We start from the raw sequence: 19,583 nt of genomic DNA, 5'->3' as shown, positions 1-19,583 counted from the left end.
CAACAGGGTGATCGGCGAACCTCGCGCCCCCCGGTCCGCTTGTAAATTCATCGGAATGGGGGAGGCGGCTAACCAAACCGGCGAAGGGGGAGGGCGCGCTGCACCGATTGCGGCACGTTCGGCCTGATGCAGAAACCGATGCGATTGTCTGATAGCAATTCGAGCGACGACACCAACACCTGCAGGACCGATGGAACTCAAGCTTCGACGTCACCTGACCATCGATCGTCCCGGCGCTTCGGGCCAACGGCATTTGTCGGCAGCCAGCGGCCTGGTCGCCGTCGGATCGAAGCTGTATGTCGTGGGCGACGACGAACTCGGCCTCGCGATCTTCCCTATCGAAGGCGGTGCTCCGGGGGAGATGGTCCGCCTGCTTCCGGGGCGGCTTCCGCGCGATCCGGTCCTGCGCAAGGCTATGAAGCCCGATTTCGAAGTGTTGCTCCGACTGCCAGATGGAGAGGATGGGCGCCGGTCGGTGCTTCTGGCGATCGGCTCGGGGTCGACCGACAAGCGCCGCCGTGCCGCGATGATCGGCCTCGACCCAGATGGAGGCGTGGGGGCGGTCCGGCTCCTCGACATGGCTCCGCTTTTCCAGGCGATCGCGGGCGCGGTGGATGAGGTGAACGTCGAGGGTGCGGTCGTGCGGGGCAGTCAACTGCTGCTGTTCAATCGTGGCAACACCTCGCGGCCGGACAACACCGTTCTTGCCGTCGAGCTGGACCGGGCACTGCAAGGCGGCGTGGTCGACATTCTCTCGGCCACGTCGTTGCGCCTTCCCTCCGTCGAGGAGGTGCCGCTGTGCGTCACCGATGCCTGCGCCCTCGCAGGCGGCTCGATCGTGCTCTCGGCGGTCGCCGAGGATACCGCCGACGCCTATCGCGACGGCAGGCTTGCTGGTTCGGCGCTTTGCATCCTCGACGAGGAATTGAACCTCGTTCGTATCGATGGCTTGTCCCCCCTCGCGAAGATCGAGGGGGTACACGCCTGGCGGTCCGAGCGCGCCATAGAGGTTCTGGCCGTATCGGATGCCGATGACCCGACCACCGCCGGCTGCTTGTTCGAGGGGGCGATATCCGTTTAGTGCCAAGGCCCCAATGTGTGTTGACTCAGCGGCAAAGATGGCGCATCGCGCAACCGACGGTCATCCCACCGTCATCAAACGACAGGACATAACCATGGACCCCGACAGTCGAAGTTCCTCTTCGATATTGCCGGTCGCGCGACGCTCCTGATCTCAGGGCTCCGCGGGCGGCGTCACAGCTTGCCAGAAGGAGCCACAAATGCTGCGCATCTTTGCGGGCCAGAACGGCCGTCTCAAGACGATCCCCGACTTCGACGATCCGGAGGCCGCAAGCGCCCTCTGGATCGACCTCCTCAGCGCCTCGGCCGATGAGGTCAGGCGCCTCGAGGCGCATCTCGGCATCGCCATCCCGACGCGGGACGAGATGGCGGAAATCGAACTTTCGGACCGCCTCTACAACGAGGATGGCGCCGAGTTCATGACCATGACGGCCGTTACCGAGATCGAAAGCGACGATCCGCTCAAGGCTCCGATCACCTTCATCCTGAAGGGGCAGACGCTCGTGACTGTCCGCCATTTCGACTCGAAGCCGTTCGCTCACTACATCGCGAAAGGGCTGCGGGGCAATGCAGGCCAGTGCATGACCGGCGAGGCGGTCATGCTCGGCCTGGTCGAGGCACTCATCGACCGGGTGGCTGACGCGCTTGAACGCATTGGCGACGAAGCCGATGCGATTTCGCGCGAGGTCTTCCGCAACAAGGCCAAGAGCGCGACGAAGAAGACACGCGATCTCCAGTCTCTGATCGAGCAGATCGGCCGGAAGGGCGACCTGCTGACGAAGCTCCGGGAAAGCCTGATCAGCATGATCCGGCTTGCGGCCTATCACACCGCCGTGGAGATCAACCGCACGGCCGGCTCGTCCTCCCGCAAGGCCACCAAGGATATCAGGGAGCGCGTGAAGCTGATCCAGCGCGATGCCGCGTCGCTGGGCGAACACGCGATTTTCCTGTCCGCCAAGATCAACTTCCTGCTCGACGCGACATTGGGGCTGATTAATCTGGAGCAGAACCAGATCATCAAGATATTCTCCGTGGCAGCCGTCGTTTTCCTGCCCCCGACGCTGGTGGCGTCGATCTATGGCATGAATTTCGACCTCATGCCGGAGTTGAAGTGGACGCTTGGCTATCCTTGGGCGCTGGGGCTGATGGTACTGTCGGCCATCGTGCCTTATGTGTATTTCAAGCGCCGCGGCTGGCTGTAGGCTGGCCATGGTACGGCGCAGCGCAGGCTTGCAAGGCAGCCTGCGCTTGCTGCTCCCCATGAGGCGAACGATTTCACCGCCGGCGGCGGGTGTTTCCGCCCCCCTAAGCAGGATAATGCCCGCATTCGGTGCGACGCGCATCGCACGGTACGAGTGGTGTTGGGTGAACTCTGGGCCTCTCTCTCTCGACCATGAACGTTGAGCGCCAGCGAGGCTACATCGGAAGTGCGCATTGACTGGCGGCGACAGCAGTTCGATGATTCTCGATTGCCTACTTCGTGGGCGATTTACGTAGGAGGAAGCCATGGAACTGATGAATCGCAGGTCCGCACTTGCACTCGGTCTGACGGTGGCCGCGACGCCCCTGGTCGTTTCGGCGACGCCGGCAGCCGCCAAGGCTTACGGCGCGACCGAGGGCAAGGAGATTTTCCCCGGAGTGAGGGTCGTGGAACTCGGCAAGCGGGAGTCGGTGATTGCCGCGTACAAGAACCTCGAGATGATCGACGTCGTTTTCCAGCCTGCAGCAGCTTTTCCCGTCGGTGAACCGATGACGGACGACATGGTCTGCCAGGTCACCGAAGGCGAACTGCAGGTCAAGGCGGGCGAGATGGAGTTTGCGGCCAAGGCAGGCGACGTTTGGAGCTGCACCAAGGGCTCCACCAAGGAGGGAGCCACGAACTCCGGGACGGAGGTCGCAGTCATGCGCGTCATCTATCTGAAGGCTGCGTGACCGCAGCGCGGGGGACGGGCCGGGGCGACGAAATGGCCAAGTAGGTTCGCCTGTCCTGGTGTCTGTGGCGCGCGCAGTGGGCTGAGGCGGTTCTGGGGGAAATAAGTGGTGCCCGGAGGCGGATTCGAACCACCGACACGCGGATTTTCAATCCGCTGCTCTACCAACTGAGCTATCCGGGCAACTGTCCTGGATCAGGCCGCTGGGGGTCTCGATCCGGTCTTTCTGAAGGTGCGCCGCACCCCCGAAAGCGCGTGGGTTATAGCACGAGATTTCCCTCTGTCCAGCCGCTCCGATGCGTTTTTCTCGAAAGAAATCACAGGCCGCTGCGGAAGCTGGAGACGCCGGCTAGCCTTCCTCGCCGGCGCCGGGTGCGCGGTCGGAATCTTCTTGCTCGTCGTCGCGCACGGGGATGGCGTAGCTGCCCGAAAGCCAGCGGTTGAGGTCCACCGCCTTGCAGCGCGGCGAGCAGAACGGATAGGTCTCCCGCGCCGAAGGCTTGCCGCATTCGGGGCAGGGGCGCCTGGCGCGCAGCGGCGTCACCTTGTCCTTGGAAACGCCAGTCACGGGTGGCTGCCGGTGTGCCAGCTCATCTGGACCTGGTAGCCTTCGCCAGAAAGCAGCGAGGTCGTCTCGTAGAGGGGCAGGCCGACGACGTTGCTGTAGGAGCCGACCAGCTTGACCACGAAGGTGCCGGCATAGCCCTGGATGGCGTAGCCTCCGGCCTTGCCGCGCCACTCGCCCGAGGCGAGGTAGCTGTCCATGTCCTGGCGCGACAGGCGCTTGAAGCGCACACGCGTCTCGACGAGCCGCTGGCGCAGCTTGCCTGCCGGCGTGACCAGCGCCAGGCCGGTGTAGACCCTGTGCGAGCGGCCGGAGAGCAGCTGCAGGCAGTGCAGCGCCTCGTCCATCGTCTCCGCCTTGGGCAGGATGCGGCGGCCGACGGCCACCACCGTGTCGGCGGCGAGGATGAAGCCCGGCGAATGCTCCGGTTCCCTGGCGATCACACTATGGGCGCGCTGCGCCTTGCTCGCCGACAGCCGCTTGGCCAGCGAGCGCGGGTTTTCGGCGCGCATCGGCCGCTCGTCGACGTCGGCCGGAAACAGCCGGTCGGGCTCGATGCCGGCCTGTTGCAGCAGCTCGACGCGGCGGGGCGAACCCGAGGCAAGCACAAGCTTTTGCAGATCGCTCAACGCACAATCCTGTAGGTGGAGGCTCGCTCGCGGGCCGCGCGCGGACTTACTTGAAGCGGTAGGTGATGCGGCCCTTGGTCAGGTCGTAGGGCGTCATTTCTACGAGGACCTTGTCGCCGGTCAGCACGCGGATGCGATTCTTGCGCATGCGCCCGGCGGTGTGGGCGATGATTTCGTGTTCGTTTTCGAGCTTGACCCGGAACATCGCGTTCGGCAACAATTCCGTCACGGTGCCCGGAAACTCGAGGACTTCTTCCTTCGGCATTAGATACCTTTGGTTTGGGTGGCATTGCCGGCGCCCCGGCCGGAATTTGCGCGGAACCTATATGATAATCGGCGCTTTGTGAACACGCTTAATCGGCGTCCATTTCCGGCGTTCCCACTACAAATCTTTCGGCCATCTTGGCCTTCAGCCGCTCGCGCACGTCGCGGTAGGCCGACATGATCTGGTCACGGCTGCCGGTGACTACGGTCGGGTCGGGGGTGGGCCAGTACTCGACGTCCACCGCCATCGAGCGCGTGAACTCGAGGGCGGCATGGTGCGCTTCCGGGGCAAGCGTCACGATCAGGTCGAAATAGTCGTCCTCGAGATCGCCGATCGTGCGCGGCTGATGGCCGGCGAGGCGCATGTCCTGCTCGGCGAGCACGGCGTCGACGAAGGGATCGCGCTCGCCGGCGCGGACGCCGGCCGACGCCACGAAGATCGACGGCGACAGCCCGTGCCTGGCGATCGCCTCGGCCATCGGCGAGCGGACCGAATTCATGCGGCACATGAACAGTACGGAGCGCGGGCGTTTAGCGTCGTCCGCCATGCGTCATCCGCGCCAATGCAGTACGCAGATCAGCGTGAACAGGCGCCGGGCGGTGTCGAAATCGATCTCGATCTTGCCTGCGAGGCGGTCGAGCAGCGTCTGCGAGCCTTCGTTGTGCAGCCCGCGTCGGCCCATGTCGATCGCCTCGATCTGGCTCGGCGTCGACGAACGGATCGCCTCGTAGTAGCTCTCGCAGATCATGAAGTAGTCCTTCACGATCCGCCGGAACGGCGTCAGCGACAGGATGTGGGTGACCACCGGATCGCCGTGTTCGCGCGAGATGGCGAAGACCAGGCGCGAATCGGCGAGCGACAGCTTCAGCCTGTAGGGGCCGTGGCCGTCGTCGTTGATCGGGTGGAAGCTGTTTTCCTCGATCAGGTCGAAGATGGCGACGGCGCGTTCATGCTCGACGTCCGGCGTCGAGCGGCCGATCGATTCGTCGAGCTCGACGTCGACGAGGCGGGAGCGTGCGTGGCCCTTGTCGGACATCGCCGCCTACATGTTCAATCTGATGGCGACGGAGCGCGCATGCGCGTCGAGCCCTTCGGCCCTGGCGAGTGCGATCGCCGCCGGCGCGAGCGCCCTCAACTGGTCCGGGCCGAGCTTGAGGATCGAGCTGCGCTTGACGAATTCGAGCACCGACAGCCCCGACGAAAAGCGCGCCGAGCGCGCCGTCGGCAGCACGTGGTTGGAGCCGCCGACATAGTCGCCGATGACCTCAGGCGTGTGCCGGCCGACGAAGATGGCGCCAGCGTTGCGGATGCGCGGCAGCAGCGCCTCGGGATCGGCGACGGCGAGTTCGAGATGTTCGGCCGCGATGCGGTCGATGAGCGGGATGGCGGCGTCGAAGTCCCCGACCAGGATGACGGCGCCGAAATCGCGCCAGCTGGCGGCGGCGGTCTCGCCGCGCGGCAGCTGCTTGATCTGGCGCGCGACGGCTGCTTCCACGGCCTTGCCGAATTCGGCATCGTCGGTGATCAGGATCGACTGCGCCGAGACGTCGTGCTCGGCCTGGGCGAGCAGGTCGGCGGCGATCCAGTCGGGGTCGTTGTCGCTATCGGCGACGACGAGCACTTCCGACGGGCCGGCGATCATGTCGATGCCGACGGTGCCGAACACCTGCCGCTTGGCGGCCGCCACATAGGCGTTGCCGGGACCGACGATCTTGGCGACCGGGTGGATCGTCTCGGTGCCGTAGGCGAGTGCTGCGATCGCCTGCGCCCCGCCGACGCGGTAGATCTCGGACACGCCGGCGAGGTCGGCCGCGACCAGCACCAGCGGGTTGATGGTACCGCCCGAGGCGGGCACGACGATGACGATGCGCTCGACCCCGGCGACCTTGGCTGGCACGGCATTCATCAGCACCGAACTCGGATAGCTCGCCGTGCCGCCGGGCACGTAGAGGCCGACCGCCTCGATCGCCGTCCAGCGCGAGCCGAGCTCGACGCCGACGGCGTCGGTGTAGCGGTCGTCCCTGGGCATCTGGCGCTCATGGTGCGAGCGGATGCGGTCGCGGGCGAAGCGGAGCGCTTCCACCGTCTCGGGGGCGGCGTCCTCATAGGCCTGCTCGACGTCGGTGCGGGTGACGGCGATGCCGAGCGAGGCGAGATCGGCCCGGTCGAATTTCTTCGAGTAGTCGATGAGCGCTGCGTCGCCGCGACTGCGCACGTCGTCGATGATGGCGCGCACCGTCGCCTCGACGTCGGGCGATACTTCGCGCTTGGTGGTCAGGAACTGCGCGAACCGCTTCTCGAAGTCTGCGTCGGAGTGGCGAAGCGTGATGGCCATGGTCGCAAATGCTCAGGTATTGTGATTGGGGCGGGAGGAGGCCTGCCAGGCAGCGCCGGTGTCGGTCAGCCGCGCCTCGATGCATTCCACTGCGAGCCGGATCGCAGCCCCGCCTGCGAAGGTGAGCTCGATGGTGCCTACCGGCTCCTGGGCCGGCGCGAAGCGGATGGCGAGCAGTTCCAGCACCTCGTCCTTCTTGTCGCGCGACACGCCGTGCAGCTTGGCCGAGAGCACCCGGTCGAAATGCAGGATCGAACGGCGCCGCTCATATCTGGGGCGCAGCAGGCCCGTCCTCGTCTCCCAGGCGAAGCGGTTCATCTCCAAAGCGAAACGCTTGGCCGAGGCCCGGTATTCGAGGTCGCCGACCTTGACCACGGCGTCCTGCACATGCGCCGAGACGATCTCCAGATCCTGTTCGTCGAGGGCGACTAGCTTGAGCTGGGTCATCTTGGGTCGGCTGCCTGCGCGGGAAACTCTATATGCTTCCCGTCTTGTTAGGCGGTCTTGACGCAGCGCGCAACCGGGCCGGAGGGGAGTAGGGCAGTAAGGGAGTAGGGGAGTAAGGCAACAGGGGACTGGGCAGCGTTTTTTCGGATATTGCCCTACTGCCCTACTCCCCTATTGCCTATCCTGCTCAGCCGCTGATGCGCTCGATGATCGCGCCGCAGCGCGACAGCTTCTCTTCGAGCCGCTCGAAGCCGCGGTCGAGATGGTAGACGCGGTTGACCATCGTCTCGCCCTCGGCGGCGAGGCCGGCGATGACCAGCGACACCGAGGCGCGCAGGTCGGTCGCCATCACGGGCGCGCCCTTGAGCTTGGAAACACCCTCGACGATCGCCGTCTGGCCCGACAAGGTGATGTGGGCGCCGAGCCGCGCAAGCTCCTGCACGTGCATGAAGCGGTTCTCGAAGATCGTCTCGGTGATCTTGGCCCTGCCCTTCGCCATCGTCATCAGGCCCATGAACTGTGCCTGCAGGTCTGTCGGGAAGCCCGGAAAGGGCGCGGTGACGACGTCGACCGGCGAGATGCCGGAGCCGTTGCGCATGACGCGGATGCCGGAATTGGTCTCGGTGATCTCGGCACCGGTGCGGGCGATCACGTCGAGCGCGCCCTGCAGCAGGTCGGCGCGTGCGCCTTCGAGGATCACGTCGCCGCCGGTCATGGCCACCGCCATGGCGTAGGTGCCGGTCTCGATGCGGTCGGGGATGACGCGATGGCGCGCGCCCGACAAAGAATCGACGCCTTCGATGGTGATCGTCGAGGTGCCGGCGCCGGTGATCTTCGCGCCCATGGCGTTGAGGCACTCGGCGAGGTTGACCACCTCGGGCTCGCGGGCGGCGTTTTCGAGCACCGTCTCGCCGCGGGCAAGCGTCGCCGCCATCATCAGCACATGGGTGGCGCCGACGGAGATCTTGGGGAAGACGTAGCGGTTGCCGGTGAGCCGGTTCCTGGCCTTGGCGACGACGTAGCCGTTGTCGACGTCGATGTCGGCGCCGAGTGCCTGCAGGCCCTCGATGAACAGGTCGACGGGGCGGGTGCCGATGGCGCAGCCGCCCGGCAGCGACACCTTGGCCTCGCCCATGCGGGCGAGCAGCGGGCCGATGACCCAGAAGCTGGCGCGCATCTTGGAGACGAGCTCATAAGGTGCGGTGGTGTCGACGATGTTGCGCGCGGTGAAGCTGATGGTGCGCGAGTAGCCTTCGCTCTGGCGCTCGCGGCGGCCGTTGACGGCATAGTCGACGCCGTGGTTGCCGAGGATGCGGATCAGCTGCTCGACGTCGGCCAGGTGCGGCACGTTGTCGAGGGTCAGCGTATCGTCGGTGAGCAGCGAGGCGATCATCAGGGGAAGGGCTGCGTTCTTCGCGCCCGAGATCGGGATGTTTCCGGTCAGCTCGTTGCCGCCGACAATTCTGATGCGATCCATAAACCGTCGTTTCTCCGGGGATTGCCCGGTGCTGGCGAGAAATTTTCTTGCCGCCGTCTAGACCATAGCGCCACCCGGTTCAAGAATCAGGGCTTCGCCGTCCTCTGCGCCAAGCGCCCGCCGTCGCCGGTCAGGCCTTCTCGGGTTTCTCCTCGTCGTCACCGGCGGCGGCCAGGCCCTCCGGTCTCGTATCGGCCTCGCCCGTCCGCCGCGAGCGTGCCTGCGCCTTGCGCTTCATCAGGTTGGCACGCAGCTCGGCCGCAAGCCGCGCCTTGCGCCGGTCGGCGTCGCTCTGGGGCGTTTTCTTCGTCGACGACATGTGGTGGTCCCCGCTTGTCGTTCGTTCATATCGGCTTGGCAATGGAAATGGCCAGTATTGTGGCATAAGGGGGCCTGTGGAAAATGATAGCCGATTTGGTGCAACTCATAACTTGCGCTCCCGGGAATCATGTGGCACAAGCCGCCGCGTCCACGGATGCTGCCGTAGCTCAGTGGTAGAGCACTCCCTTGGTAAGGGAGAGGTCGAGAGTTCAATCCTCTCTGGCAGCACCATTTTTCTCCCTTATTTTTCAATACCTTGCGCCCCGCCGGACAATCGGCCTACTGCCCATCATACACGCGTTTGGGCACTATTTTGCGCACTCCTGGCGCGCTTCTCAAACGGCAATTTTTGTGGAGAATAGGGGACAAGCTGTCCGACCGCGGAGAAAGTCATGTGGCAGAGTGAGAAAATTCAGCGCGAACGCGATGCCAGCTTCGCTCGCTTCGACGCAAATGTGTCGAAGTTTTTCTCGGTGATAACGATCGCTGCTTTCGCAGTGGCCGCTCTGTGGTTTATCGGATCGCTTCAGCCGTAGAGGTTGGCGAGCGAGCCGCCCAATAGGGCTTCGCGGCGGACCTGCTCAGCCGCGGCTTCCTCTTCGCGCTGCCGCCGCCTGTCGGCCTGTTGCTGCGCGAACATCGACGCCAGGGCTCCGAAATTCGGAGACGTTCCCGCACCTTCCGCACCCGGTATTACCGCGCCGAGACCGCCGGGAGCCGCCTGCGGCTCAACGAAGCTTTGGGCAAGCGAGGGCCGGCCCTGAGCCATCATCTGCGCGGCGGAGGCTGGAGCCCCGTGTTTTTGCCCGCGCGCACCGGCAAGCTCGATGTGCCAGTTTTCGTTTGAGAGCGGGAAAGACAGGCCGAACTGAGCGGCGTTGGCGTGCGCCCACTTCAGAGCGGCCGGCGCCAGATACTTCACGTCGGCCGCGTTGCCGTGGCCGTGTTGCGAACGGCCGGGAGGGGCGACCCACTTGCGGGCCGCTTCGGGCGAACCGTATTTGGCGAGAGCGCCCTGCCAAAGCTCCGCCTGGCGCTGCGGCGAACGGAAGCCCGACGAGAAACGGAGGTTCTGCTGGATCTCCGGCGGCGCGGCCTGGAACATCTGCGCCAGCGCCGATCGGAACGCCGGCTGCATGCCCGAGAAGCTGTCCGCTCGCTGCGCGCCGCCGACGGCGAAGCGCGAAAAGTCGAACTCACCGGCCATTGGCGCCCTCCATGACCTTGTTCTCGGTCTCGTCGTCGCTTTCGTTCAGAAGATTGACGAAGGTCGAGGCCTCGTTGCCGAGCCAGCCGCGCGCGCCTCGCGCCAGGATCGCCCGGTTCGCCGGGTTGTTCTCCTTGAGCAAGGCCGCCGCGAAATCGCTGTCCAGAAGCGCCTTGTCGGTGACGCGTTCGATGGCCTCGGTGCGCGCGCCGCGCACCGCGCGCCGCGCCATGACAGCGGCAATCGACGTTGCCAGATAGGTGCCGCTGATCTGGCCCCGCATGTAGGCGTAGCCACGGCTCTGGAGCGTTTCCGGCGTCATGATGTTCGAGATGCCCTGCGTCGTGCCGGACGACCCGGTGGCCTTGCCCCGGACGCGCAGATCGGCGTTGTCGAGCACATTGGCGATGGCGCGCACGCGCTCCAGATGCTCCGGATTGTCGCGATACAGCCGCTCCGCCACGGCGGCCGTGCCCGGGTTGTCGAGCCAGCCCTTCAGCCAGTCGCCGCGCCACGCACGCTTGCCGCCCATGGATCGCTGCGTCGCATCGACGCTCTGGCTTTCGCTGCGCAGCTTCTTCCAGAACGCCGCACGGGCGCCTTCGACGGCCTGCGGCTTGTCGTTGATGAAGGTCAGCATCTCGTCGGCGGCCTTGCCAGGATCCTTGGCGGACAGAACCTCGCTGATCGCCTTTTCGGAATTGGCGTCGCTGTATTGCAGGTAGCGGCCGACGGTCCCGCGACCCGGCTGCGTGTCGGTGCCGAGATCGCGCTGGAGCGCCTGTTCGCTGGCCGTAGCGCCGGCCTCTGCCGTGCGGGCGCGGGCGGCGCGGCCAATCTCGCCCGAAAGGCCGGGGAAGCGCTGAAGCTGCTCGGCATAGTCGGACTGGAAGCGCGCGATGCGCTCCGCGCTCGAGGTGTCGCCACGCGACAACACTTCATCGCGGATAGCCTGGCGAACGGCCGGCGTGTCGGCCTCCGCGAAGAGCCGATCCATGGCCTGCGGATTGACGAACGAGCCGGCGACGAGGTCGTCCCGCATCTTGGGTACGCCGCCCTCGTTGCGCGCCAGAGCCGCCGCGACAGGATCGCCCTGCCGGCCGAATGCCTGCGCCTCTTCGAACCTCGCGCCTCGGGCCGTGTCCAAGGCGGCCGCTTCATCCGGCGTCAGGTTGCGGCTGATGAAGCCGTCCACCGTATCGGCCATCTGGCCGAGGACGCGCGCAGCATTGCGCCCACCGCGCTCGGCGCGCGGATCGGCTGCGGCGGCGCGCTGGAGGCGCAGCAGCTCCGATTTTAGGTCGGTGGCCTGCTTCAGATCGACAGCCTGCGGCGGTGCCGGCGGGCGCTGGATCGGAACGCCGTAGGCGTCAAGGAATGTCACCGCGTTACCGCCGTGCCCATGGCCGCTCGCTTCGGCGGGCCGCCCGAGCGCGGCGACGCGGTCGATGACGCCCTGCGGCACAAGGCCGCGCTCTACCTCCGTCAGGCCCGCAAGCGCGTTGTCCAGGCTCTCCGTCAGCGGAGCGGGGTCGACCTGCTTGCCCGCAATATTGGCCGCCGCGTAGGCGTCCTCGGTGCGCTGGCGAGCGACGTCGCGGGCGTCTTCCAGCGCGGTACGCACGGTGTTGCCGCGCTGCGCGGGCGTGGACTGCGGCTGGAGGCCCATCACGGCCGCCGCGACATCATCCTCGGCCATCTGCCGGGCAACGCCAGCGTCGGTTAGCCGGCGCGTGCGCTCAAGGTCGAGTTCGTCGCGGAGCGCGCCGGGCGTCGCCTGCGGCTCGAGCTGCGACATGGCGCTGTCGACCGCCTCCGTGTTCGCGGAACGCCGCTGCGTGAACATGCCAGAATTCGGCCCCTGCTGGCGACCGTATTCGAGCGCGGCCAGCCCCGCGTTGCCGGTGCGATCGGCAAGGCTTTCCTGGTAGCCGGGAATGACCTCCGACGGGCGCGTGTCGGATCCGCGCAGGATCTCACCCACGAGCGGATCCGTGTCGAAAGTGCCGCCGGCCGTTTCCGAGCCCGGCAGGTTGGCGGCTTTGCCGAGCCGATCGACGACGGCGTCCTTGACGACCTGGTCGACATAGTTCGGGTTCTGGCGCACAGCGTCGAACGTCTGCTTTACGCCGCCTGCGAGCGTGCGGCCGAGCCCGGTAAGGCCGGCGCCCGTGATGGCGCCAACGAGATCGGCGATCTGACCGCCGGCCGTGTTCTTGTCGACGATTTCGTTCGCGGCGGCGCCGCCCGTGCCCGCGCCGACGGCGGCCGCCGCTTCACGGCCGGCGAAGCGACCGGGGTTGATTGCGGCGGGCTCGGCGAACATCATGGCGATCCAAGGCAGTTCGCGCGCCGCCTGAACGCCGCGAGCGCCCAGCGAGAGCCCGGCGCCCACTGGCACGGCGGCTGCGCCGACCTCCTGGCCGATACGACCGACAAAGCGCTGGGCGACGTCCTGCGGCTGCGGGCCTTCCGCGCCCGCCATTCGGTTATCCGAGCCGAGCGCTTCCGCGCCAGCGTTAAAAGCGGCGGCCCCTGCGTCCGCCGGCGCGCCGAAAATGGCGTCGATGAAGTCGGAGCCCATGAAGGGCGTGTCGCTGATCGGACCCACGCCATCGACGCCAGGCAGCGCGTTGAGCACGCGCGGCGCGTTGTTGACGATGTCGACGGGCAAGCCGAGCACCGCCGAGACACCCTTGCGTGCGCCGGTCAAGCCAATGGCCGCCGTGTCGTCGAGGTAATCCGCGCCCGACATGACCGTGTCGACCAGGGAGGGCGCCTTCAGCGCGACCGATGCGGCCGGGGCGACCTGTGGAGCCTGTCCGGTCAGAATTTCCTCGACCTCGGCGTCCGTGGCGTCGTCCGGAACCTCGATCTGCCGGCCTTCGAACTCGATAATGCGCGCCATTACTGGACCTTTCGCAGTCGACCGTCAGGGCCGCGTTCCCACCGCTCGGCGCCGCCGTTCGGGGCGGGCGGTGCGGGAGGTGCCGGCGGCGTGGGCTCACCGCGGAAGCCGGTGTCCGTGCGGCCGGTGCCGGGCGCGCGGAGCGTTCGGATGCCGTCGAGCTGCGTCTGGAGCACCTTCCGGTTCGCGCCAATCGCCGCGAGCGCGCTTTGCCTGTTCGCCAGCAGCCCGCCACCCTTGACGCGCTCGAGCGCGCGTTCGAAAGCCTGACGGCTGACCTCTCCGCTCGGATTTTCGGTTCGAGCCAGCGAATAGGCCAGCGTGCCCTGAAGGAACTCAATCTCGGGAATGGCCGACGTGAAGAATTCCGGCGCGACACCCTGGAGCCCGCGTTTGAGCTCTTCGGCGGCCTCTGCCATCTGCGGCGCGGACTTTCCGAACGACGTCGCCAGATCGGCCGCTGTGGCGGCTGCGTTCTGCGCGGTGCCGCGGATGAGGCCGGCGAGGCCGATCGATCCGGGGTTGTCCTGCACCATCTGCTCGTAGATATCGAGCAGGTTGAGCGCGCGCGTCACCTCGGCTTCCTGGTTGTTGGCCTGCGTCTCGTTGGCCGTTGTCGGGGCGAGGCCGACGTCCGCCGCAGTGCCCGTCGCTTTCGGCAAGTCGAAAATCTGGATGCTTTCCGGAAGGGGCTGTCGCGTTTGAGCGTGAACCCATCGTCCGTCCGGATCCTGTACGGCCGGCACGCGCGTCTTCCCATCCGGCATGAGCGCCACGGCGTTGGCCGGTTTGGCCTGCGAGCCGGCCTCCACGAAGGGCTGCGCTGCCGTGCGGGCGGCTTCGCCGGGCGTCATGAAGACGGGCGTCTTGCCGTCCGGGCCAACGGCCTTCACGGGCGCCCGCTCGCCGACAATTGCATCGGCGAGCATCTGATCGGTGAGCGCGCCGGACTGAAGGAGGCGTTCAGCCTGCGTTGCCTGCCATTCCGTTTCGGACATCGGCTTGGTGGCGCCCTCGATCGTACGACCGTCGGGGGTGACGATGCGCTCGCCGGGGTTTGCGGAGATGACGCCGATCTGCCGCTCCGGCACGTCGTACATGCCGGCGATCGTCGACGGCACGAAACGCGTCGCGCCGGCGGCGACCGGGTCCAGCATCTTGGTCGTGATGTCTTTGGTGTTCTGGAGCCGCGTCTGCTCGAGCGCGCGCGCATTGTCGGCGGCGTTCGTCTGCAAGGCGCGCGCATTGTCCGCGGCGTTGTTGGAGCGCGAGGTCCGCGCGTTAACGTCGACCCCGTAGTAGCCTGTCGACGGCGTCCAGGTGCCCGTCGCTTGGCCGAGGCGGTCGAAAATCTGCTGCTGGAATGCCGGATCGCGCGCGTAGTCGAAAAGCTCCGCCAGCCGCGTGGCCTCTTCGCGCTTCGCCTTCGCCGTCGCATAGCCGGCCAAGTCGGAGCCGCTCGGCGGAGCGAACATCTGCGCCAGATTGTTGAACGCCTGACCGAGTGCCGGGTCGTTGTAGTGGCGATTTGATGCAATCGGCATGGGTTACGGCCCGTAGAACGAGTAGAAGGACGACTTCGGGGTGCCATAGCCGGCGTACCCCGGCACGCTGGCGCGATCCAGCGCGGCGCCAAGCGCGCGGCTTCCGGGCGCGCCATACGTCGACGGACTGACCTTTGGCGCAACGTTGGCTGTCTTCGCACCGCCCCCGAACATGCCGCCGCCGGACAGTCCCGCATTGAGCGCCAAACCGCCGAAGCCGCCTGCCAGATCGCCGAACAGCTTCAGGCTGTCGCCCTTGCGGTTTGCTTCATCCAGCTCGAGCGGCAACACGTTCGACGAGCCGCGCTTGAAACCGCCGATCTGGCCGACGAGGCTGGCGTCCTGCGCCTGGGCGCGGCCGATCTCGCCGAGCAGATCCCCGAACGAGCGGAGTTCGCCGAGGGCGGTGCCGGTCTTGTCGGTGAACTCGCGCGCCTGTCCACGCTGCTTCGCTTCCTCGCGAACCGTGATGTTCGACCCGGAAGCGGGCAGGGCCTCGGCTGCCGTGGGTTCGGCCACTTCCTGTCCGGTGAAAAACTGACCCAACTGACCCGACCGCTCGTCCTGCTGACCCTGAAAATCCTGGTAGCGGTCCTGCGACTGGACGTTGAGGGCCTGTGCCTCCTGGTCAAGCTGGTTCTGGCGGATGCGTTCGGCCGCCATGGCGTCGTCGCGAGCGCGCTGAACCTTGGCTTGGGCGGCGTAGTTGATGCCGGTCGACAGGCCGGTAAGGGCGACGCCGGCGATGGTGAGCGGATCGCACATCTTACGTCACCTTCACCGCGTTCTTGGGCGCGAACAGGCCGGTGTTGTAGCGGACGCCTGTCTGGCCTCCGGAATAGTAGTTCGCCTTTTCCAACGCCGCCTGCGTGCCAAGGCCCGCCGTGAAGTCGGCGAAGAGCTGCGAGAGCGGGCTGAACGCGGCCGGCTTCGAGAGCGCCGCGGAACGGGCGAGCGCGGAACTGGCCGCGCCCTCGGCATCGCCCGTAGCGTTCAGGGTGGCGACCAGGTTCGACCGTGCATCCTCGACGGCCGTTCGCGACTGCGCCTCGTACGACAGCGCCTCATCGGCGATCTGCTGCTTGTTCAGGTCGTATTTCTGCTGGAGCTCGCCCGTCTTTTCGCCGCGAACGGAGCTGTCCAGCAGGCCGGCGCGCGTCAACGCGAATGTCAGCTCTTTCTGCGCCCTTCCGTACTGATCCTCGAGCTGCGGCGAGGCGTAGTCGAGATACGCCTGTTTGCGCCCCGCGAAATAGTCACCGCCGAAGTTGTCGTCGAAAATGGAACCGATCCGCTTCGTACCCTGCCGGATGCGTTCCTGGCGCGCCTTTTCGTCCTTGCGCGCAGCTTTGGCTTCGCCGCCGCCACCTTTACCGCCGCCCATGTGCCGTAACCCGTCTCATCGAGAAGCCGACGCGCTCAAATCCGAAGTGCTCGAGGAATTTGGCGGTGCGCTCTGAGTTGAACTCGTTATCGTTGCCCCCGATGATCTCTTTGGCGCCGAGCTGTTCGCTCCAGGCCACGAGATGCTTCATCAGGATTACGGCTGCCCGAGTGCCGCGCTTATCGGGTCGAACGAACAATACTTCCTGTGTCGTGAAAAGTCCATCGGCCGCTCGGTAGTCGTACATCTCGGCCAGCAGGAACCCGATCACCTCGCGCTTGTCTTCGACAACGAATATGGTCGGGCTCGCATTGTCCAGATAGCTGTAGTACGTCTCTCGGCACTTGAACTCGTTGAACGTCAGGCCGGGTCGCGTTTCTTCGATGTTCATCCGCGCCATTTCGGTCACGGCATCGATGTCTTCTTCAAGGCCGAGCCGAACGAACATCCTGCACCCACGCGAATTGAATAAAAGCCTCGCCGCGCCGGCCGTAGCCGTGCATCGGCCCTGTTTCGGGCTCGAGGCCGAGCGTCCGCAGCCAGGCGTGCGTCTCGACGTGCCCTTCCATGGACACGGCCTCGATGCGATGCACGCCGGCGTCCACGAGCCGGGGGAAAAGCTGCTTCTTGATGAACCTTGTCGTCGGTAACCCGATGCGCGGAAACTCGTCGGTCGCGAAGAAGAGCAACGTTGCAACGTTCGGCCGCGCCAGGATCGTGCCGCCGATGCACGCCGGCGAGCCCTTGTGGAAGCCGCACATCACATCGTGGCGGTCGCCGTAACGTTCGGCCAGTGCGTCGGCCAGTTGCTCGCGGGTGTCGGCGAAGGAGACAGCCGAGAATTCGGCGAAATCCCGGCCGCGCATCGCCAACGCGACCGTCCGCACGTCATCGCGCGAGGCCGGATCAATCCTCATTTCTTGGCCCTGTCTCTGAGAGCGAGCAAGGCCGTAACTACCGGAGCGGCCTTTTCCGCCATTTCGGCCGCCAGTTTTTCTTTCCAGTCCGGGCCATATTTGGCGCGCTGCTTTTTGACGAACTCGGCGAGGATCGCTTTGACCTCGGGGGACGGCTCAGTCTTCATCCTTATCGCCCTGGTAGTGGATCACGGCCGCGCTTAGCTTCGCCGGGCCGGCGCCCGTGGTGCGGAAGCGCAGGCTGACGTGCGTGCTTTCACCGATCGACGACACGGCGTCGTGTCCGAAGGACGTTTCCGTCAGGACCGCGACGGCGTCTTCGGCCACCGTGTCAGTAGGAGCAAAGGCCGCGGCGATCGACCAATCCCCGGTGAGGGCCGCGTCGACGCCGGTGAAGGTCTTCGTGCGCGTCGGATCGTCCGCGTCCAGGTAGGGCGTCCACGCCTCGGCGACAGTTGCGTCAAAAACCTGCTCGTCGGCCAATCCGCCGAACACGTAGATCGTGTTGCCGGATCGGATGTAGACGCGTCGGCGGAAGACCGCCATGTCCTCGACGTCGAACACGACCGGAGCGCCGGCCACTATGACGCTCGGCGTGTAGGTCGACCACGCGCTGACCTGCGCGCCATTGAAGAACGAAAAGACGAAAATGACGTCCTTGATCGCGAGCCAGAAGCGGCCGTCTCGAGGCTCGATGATACCGATGATGTCGCGCCGGTCGTCGACCGATATCTGGCTGAGCTTGTCGATCACGAGGGTATCGACAGGCACGCCGATATCGGTCGTTGACGCGGCGTTCGAACTGTCGCGGGCACGCAGCGAGCGAAGGCCGCTTTCGTCCAGGTAGAAGATGTCGTTGTCGCCGAACTGCGTGACGCTGCGCGGGCTCAGCGTACCCGTATTGTTGAGCACCTGCGTCTGGCGGTTCAGCGCGGGATCCGGGTCAACATACCAGATCTGCGTGACCCGCTCGGCGAAGATCGCGATCTGCTGCTGATACTTCGCCAAGGCGACCAGCGTCTCCGAACCGGACGCTTCCGTGGACATGTCGATGAAGCCGGCGCCGACTGCGTCCGTCGTCCATTTCGTCGGAGCCTTGATGCCGGAAAAATGGAAGTTCGGCCCCGACACCGAGTTCATCTTCGACCCAATGGTCTTCACGAACAGGCCCGGCTGGAAGAGATTGTCCAGGCCGCCACCGCTCATCGGCTTGTTTTCGGTGATCGGAAGCACTGCCGTGATCGTGAACGTCATCGACATGCCGTTCACTGCGCTGGTCCTGTCGACCGTCGTAACCGTCACCACGGCGCCCAACGACGTAGCGGTATAGTCGGGCGTCGAGGTGTGACTGTTGATCGCCGCTGCGATGGCCGCCGCCGTCGAGGTCTCGCTCGTCGCCCAAGTAACGGCAGCGGCGGTCAGATTGACGCCGTTCAGCTTCGGAAGAACGGTGCCGGCCGTTCCTGCAGAGCCGCCGGCCATGGGATTTACCGCGCCGGTCGGGACGGTGCCCGTTTTCGTAAACGTCGGAGACAGGCCGTTCACGGCGGCCGTGTCGTCGGAGGTCTTGATCGTCACGGTGCCGGCAGAGGCGGTTGCCGTGTAATTCGGGACTGAATTGTGGTTGTTGATCGCGGTCGCAACCGCGGAGGCGGCGTCAGTCGGCGAAGTTGCGGCCGTGAACGTCACTGCCGCAGACATCAGGTTCACGCCGTTGATCGCGACCATGATGCTCGAGTTCGACGACGTGTTGCCGCTATGCGTGTAGGAGCCGGTCGCCTTGGAATTGCCGCTGATGCCGTAGCCGACCTTGAACGACCCGCTCGCCTTCTCGCCGAGCTCCGAACTGCCGTTGTTAAGCGCCAGGCCCGCTGACGGCGACACGGTCAGTCCGTTCGACAACGTGAAATCGACCGCGTAGCCGTTGGAGCCGTCACCCTCGGTAACGGCCGATATGTTGACCTGGGCGCCGACAGCGGTCGCCGAATAGTCGGGTGTCGACGTGTGGCTGTTGATCGCCGCTGCGATGGCCGCTGCCATGGACTGGCTGTCACCGGTCCAGTTCACCGCCGCAGCGATGATGGACACGCCGTTGACCTTGATGTTGGTCATCGCGGAAAGCGGAGAGGACGTGCCGCCAGTCACGATGAACGCCGCGCGAGCGCGACCGTCATACCAGTCCTCGATGCGCACGCCGTCGTAGAAGTGATGGATACTGCCGTCCGCAAACTCGCCAACGGCATAGATTTTCCCGGCGTATAGATCAGCGGAATGAACGCGGACTAGGGCCGTCACGTTGTCCGGATGCTGAAGGCGTTGATACGCTACGCCAGTCGGCATGCCTGCCGGCGTCGCAGCGTGCCCAAAGACAACAATGCTGTTGCGGTCATACCACATGCCGACCGTTCCGGCCGGGAGCGTATATTCCGGAACGAAAGCCGGCCGCTTCTCGAACTCGCCGCCGCGTGTGACGTGGCCGTTGCTCGCGACCATGAGCGCGCTGCCCGGCGTCGTTTCGGGCATTCTGCGGGTATCAAGGCCGCCTGTGAACTCGCGAACCCAAATCGTCCCCA

At 65.8% G+C, this 19,583-nt stretch carries 22 protein-coding genes and 2 tRNA genes; 5 read left to right on the top strand and 19 right to left on the bottom strand.

What is annotated here, in order from left to right:
- Positions 1-190: 190 nt before the first annotated feature.
- From J2X50_RS17665 to J2X50_RS17655, 3 genes are all read left to right on the top strand, one after another.
- A complete protein-coding gene (locus tag J2X50_RS17665) occupies positions 191-1,081 on the top strand; it encodes a DUF6929 family protein (RefSeq protein ID WP_429096875.1) in 891 nt (296 codons plus the stop codon).
- A gap of 199 nt (positions 1,082-1,280) precedes the next feature.
- Complete coding sequence (locus tag J2X50_RS17660) at positions 1,281-2,282, top strand: magnesium transporter CorA family protein (RefSeq protein WP_429096873.1); 1,002 nt, start codon at positions 1,281-1,283, stop codon at positions 2,280-2,282.
- Positions 2,283-2,586: 304 nt separating this feature from the next.
- On the top strand, positions 2,587-3,012 hold the full coding sequence (locus tag J2X50_RS17655; RefSeq protein ID WP_429096871.1) for a hypothetical protein: 426 nt from the start codon (positions 2,587-2,589) through the stop codon (positions 3,010-3,012).
- Positions 3,013-3,118: 106 nt separating this feature from the next.
- Here the strand turns inward: J2X50_RS17655 and J2X50_RS17650 are convergent.
- The 10 genes from J2X50_RS17650 to J2X50_RS17605 form a co-directional block, all read right to left on the bottom strand.
- Positions 3,119-3,194: transfer RNA gene (locus tag J2X50_RS17650), tRNA-Phe, on the bottom strand.
- A gap of 166 nt (positions 3,195-3,360) precedes the next feature.
- Positions 3,361-3,579, bottom strand: coding sequence for a DNA gyrase inhibitor YacG (gene yacG, locus J2X50_RS17645; RefSeq protein WP_429096870.1), 219 nt, complete (start codon positions 3,577-3,579; stop codon positions 3,361-3,363).
- Complete coding sequence (locus J2X50_RS17640) at positions 3,576-4,205, bottom strand: Maf-like protein (protein WP_429096868.1); 630 nt, start codon at positions 4,203-4,205, stop codon at positions 3,576-3,578. The genes yacG and J2X50_RS17640 overlap by 4 nt, the downstream gene beginning before the upstream one ends.
- A 46-nt stretch (positions 4,206-4,251) precedes the next feature.
- Entirely contained in the window at positions 4,252-4,470 is a 219-nt protein-coding gene (infA, locus tag J2X50_RS17635; protein ID WP_019172992.1) for a translation initiation factor IF-1, read from the bottom strand.
- Between the two features lie 88 nt (positions 4,471-4,558).
- A complete protein-coding gene (locus J2X50_RS17630) occupies positions 4,559-5,017 on the bottom strand; it encodes a low molecular weight phosphatase family protein (RefSeq protein WP_429096865.1) in 459 nt (152 codons plus the stop codon).
- Positions 5,018-5,020: 3 nt separating this feature from the next.
- Positions 5,021-5,506, bottom strand: a complete 486-nt coding sequence (locus J2X50_RS17625; RefSeq protein WP_340036340.1) for a UPF0262 family protein — start codon at positions 5,504-5,506, stop codon at positions 5,021-5,023.
- Positions 5,507-5,512: 6 nt separating this feature from the next.
- Positions 5,513-6,805, bottom strand: a complete 1,293-nt coding sequence (hisD, locus tag J2X50_RS17620; protein ID WP_429096864.1) for a histidinol dehydrogenase — start codon at positions 6,803-6,805, stop codon at positions 5,513-5,515.
- 12 nt (positions 6,806-6,817) lie between these two features.
- On the bottom strand, positions 6,818-7,252 hold the full coding sequence (locus J2X50_RS17615) for a DUF2948 family protein (RefSeq protein WP_429096862.1): 435 nt from the start codon (positions 7,250-7,252) through the stop codon (positions 6,818-6,820).
- 187 nt (positions 7,253-7,439) lie between these two features.
- Positions 7,440-8,729: a UDP-N-acetylglucosamine 1-carboxyvinyltransferase gene (murA, locus tag J2X50_RS17610; RefSeq protein ID WP_429096860.1), complete on the bottom strand. Its 1,290-nt coding sequence runs from the start codon at positions 8,727-8,729 to the stop codon at positions 7,440-7,442.
- Between the two features lie 130 nt (positions 8,730-8,859).
- Positions 8,860-9,048, bottom strand: coding sequence for a hypothetical protein (locus J2X50_RS17605; protein ID WP_429096858.1), 189 nt, complete (start codon positions 9,046-9,048; stop codon positions 8,860-8,862).
- A gap of 158 nt (positions 9,049-9,206) precedes the next feature.
- On the opposite strand from J2X50_RS17605, the gene J2X50_RS17600 reads away from it, so the two are divergent.
- Both J2X50_RS17600 and J2X50_RS17595 read left to right on the top strand, forming a co-directional pair.
- Positions 9,207-9,281: transfer RNA gene (locus tag J2X50_RS17600), tRNA-Thr, on the top strand.
- A gap of 161 nt (positions 9,282-9,442) precedes the next feature.
- The gene (locus J2X50_RS17595; RefSeq protein ID WP_429096856.1) at positions 9,443-9,586 is read left to right on the top strand and encodes a hypothetical protein; all 144 of its coding nucleotides are present in this window, start codon (positions 9,443-9,445) and stop codon (positions 9,584-9,586) included.
- On the opposite strand, the gene J2X50_RS17590 is transcribed toward J2X50_RS17595, so the two are convergent.
- From J2X50_RS17590 to J2X50_RS17550, 9 genes are read right to left on the bottom strand one after another with little or no spacing between them, the layout of a single operon-like run.
- Positions 9,577-10,257 carry a M15 family metallopeptidase gene (locus tag J2X50_RS17590; RefSeq protein ID WP_429096855.1) on the bottom strand — a complete coding sequence of 227 codons (681 nt, stop codon included), beginning with the start codon at positions 10,255-10,257 and terminating at the stop codon, positions 9,577-9,579. The genes J2X50_RS17595 and J2X50_RS17590 overlap by 10 nt on opposite strands.
- Positions 10,247-13,165 (bottom strand): hypothetical protein, encoded by a 2,919-nt coding sequence (locus J2X50_RS17585; protein ID WP_429096854.1) that lies wholly within the window; start codon positions 13,163-13,165, stop codon positions 10,247-10,249. Before J2X50_RS17585 ends, J2X50_RS17590 begins: the two co-directional genes overlap by 11 nt.
- Positions 13,165-14,709, bottom strand: a complete 1,545-nt coding sequence (locus J2X50_RS17580) for a hypothetical protein (RefSeq protein WP_429096852.1) — start codon at positions 14,707-14,709, stop codon at positions 13,165-13,167. The genes J2X50_RS17585 and J2X50_RS17580 overlap by 1 nt, the downstream gene beginning before the upstream one ends.
- A 3-nt stretch (positions 14,710-14,712) precedes the next feature.
- On the bottom strand, positions 14,713-15,474 hold the full coding sequence (locus J2X50_RS17575; protein WP_429096850.1) for a hypothetical protein: 762 nt from the start codon (positions 15,472-15,474) through the stop codon (positions 14,713-14,715).
- A 1-nt stretch (position 15,475) separates the two neighbouring features.
- Entirely contained in the window at positions 15,476-16,093 is a 618-nt protein-coding gene (locus J2X50_RS17570) for a hypothetical protein (RefSeq protein ID WP_429096849.1), read from the bottom strand.
- Positions 16,080-16,541, bottom strand: a complete 462-nt coding sequence (locus J2X50_RS17565) for an N-acetyltransferase family protein (protein WP_429096848.1) — start codon at positions 16,539-16,541, stop codon at positions 16,080-16,082. Before J2X50_RS17565 ends, J2X50_RS17570 begins: the two co-directional genes overlap by 14 nt.
- On the bottom strand, positions 16,519-17,010 hold the full coding sequence (locus J2X50_RS17560; RefSeq protein WP_429096847.1) for a hypothetical protein: 492 nt from the start codon (positions 17,008-17,010) through the stop codon (positions 16,519-16,521). Before J2X50_RS17560 ends, J2X50_RS17565 begins: the two co-directional genes overlap by 23 nt.
- A complete protein-coding gene (locus J2X50_RS17555) occupies positions 17,007-17,177 on the bottom strand; it encodes a hypothetical protein (RefSeq protein ID WP_429096846.1) in 171 nt (56 codons plus the stop codon). The genes J2X50_RS17560 and J2X50_RS17555 overlap by 4 nt, the downstream gene beginning before the upstream one ends.
- Positions 17,167-19,533: a hypothetical protein gene (locus J2X50_RS17550; protein WP_429096845.1), complete on the bottom strand. Its 2,367-nt coding sequence runs from the start codon at positions 19,531-19,533 to the stop codon at positions 17,167-17,169. The genes J2X50_RS17555 and J2X50_RS17550 overlap by 11 nt, the downstream gene beginning before the upstream one ends.
- Positions 19,534-19,583 lie beyond the last annotated feature (50 nt).

This window comes from Aminobacter sp. BE322, from assembly GCF_050433525.1.
Taxonomy (GTDB): Bacteria; Pseudomonadota; Alphaproteobacteria; order Rhizobiales; family Rhizobiaceae; genus Aminobacter.
Note: the sequence above shows the minus strand (reverse complement) of the source record. Positions and strands in the feature narration are given on the sequence as shown.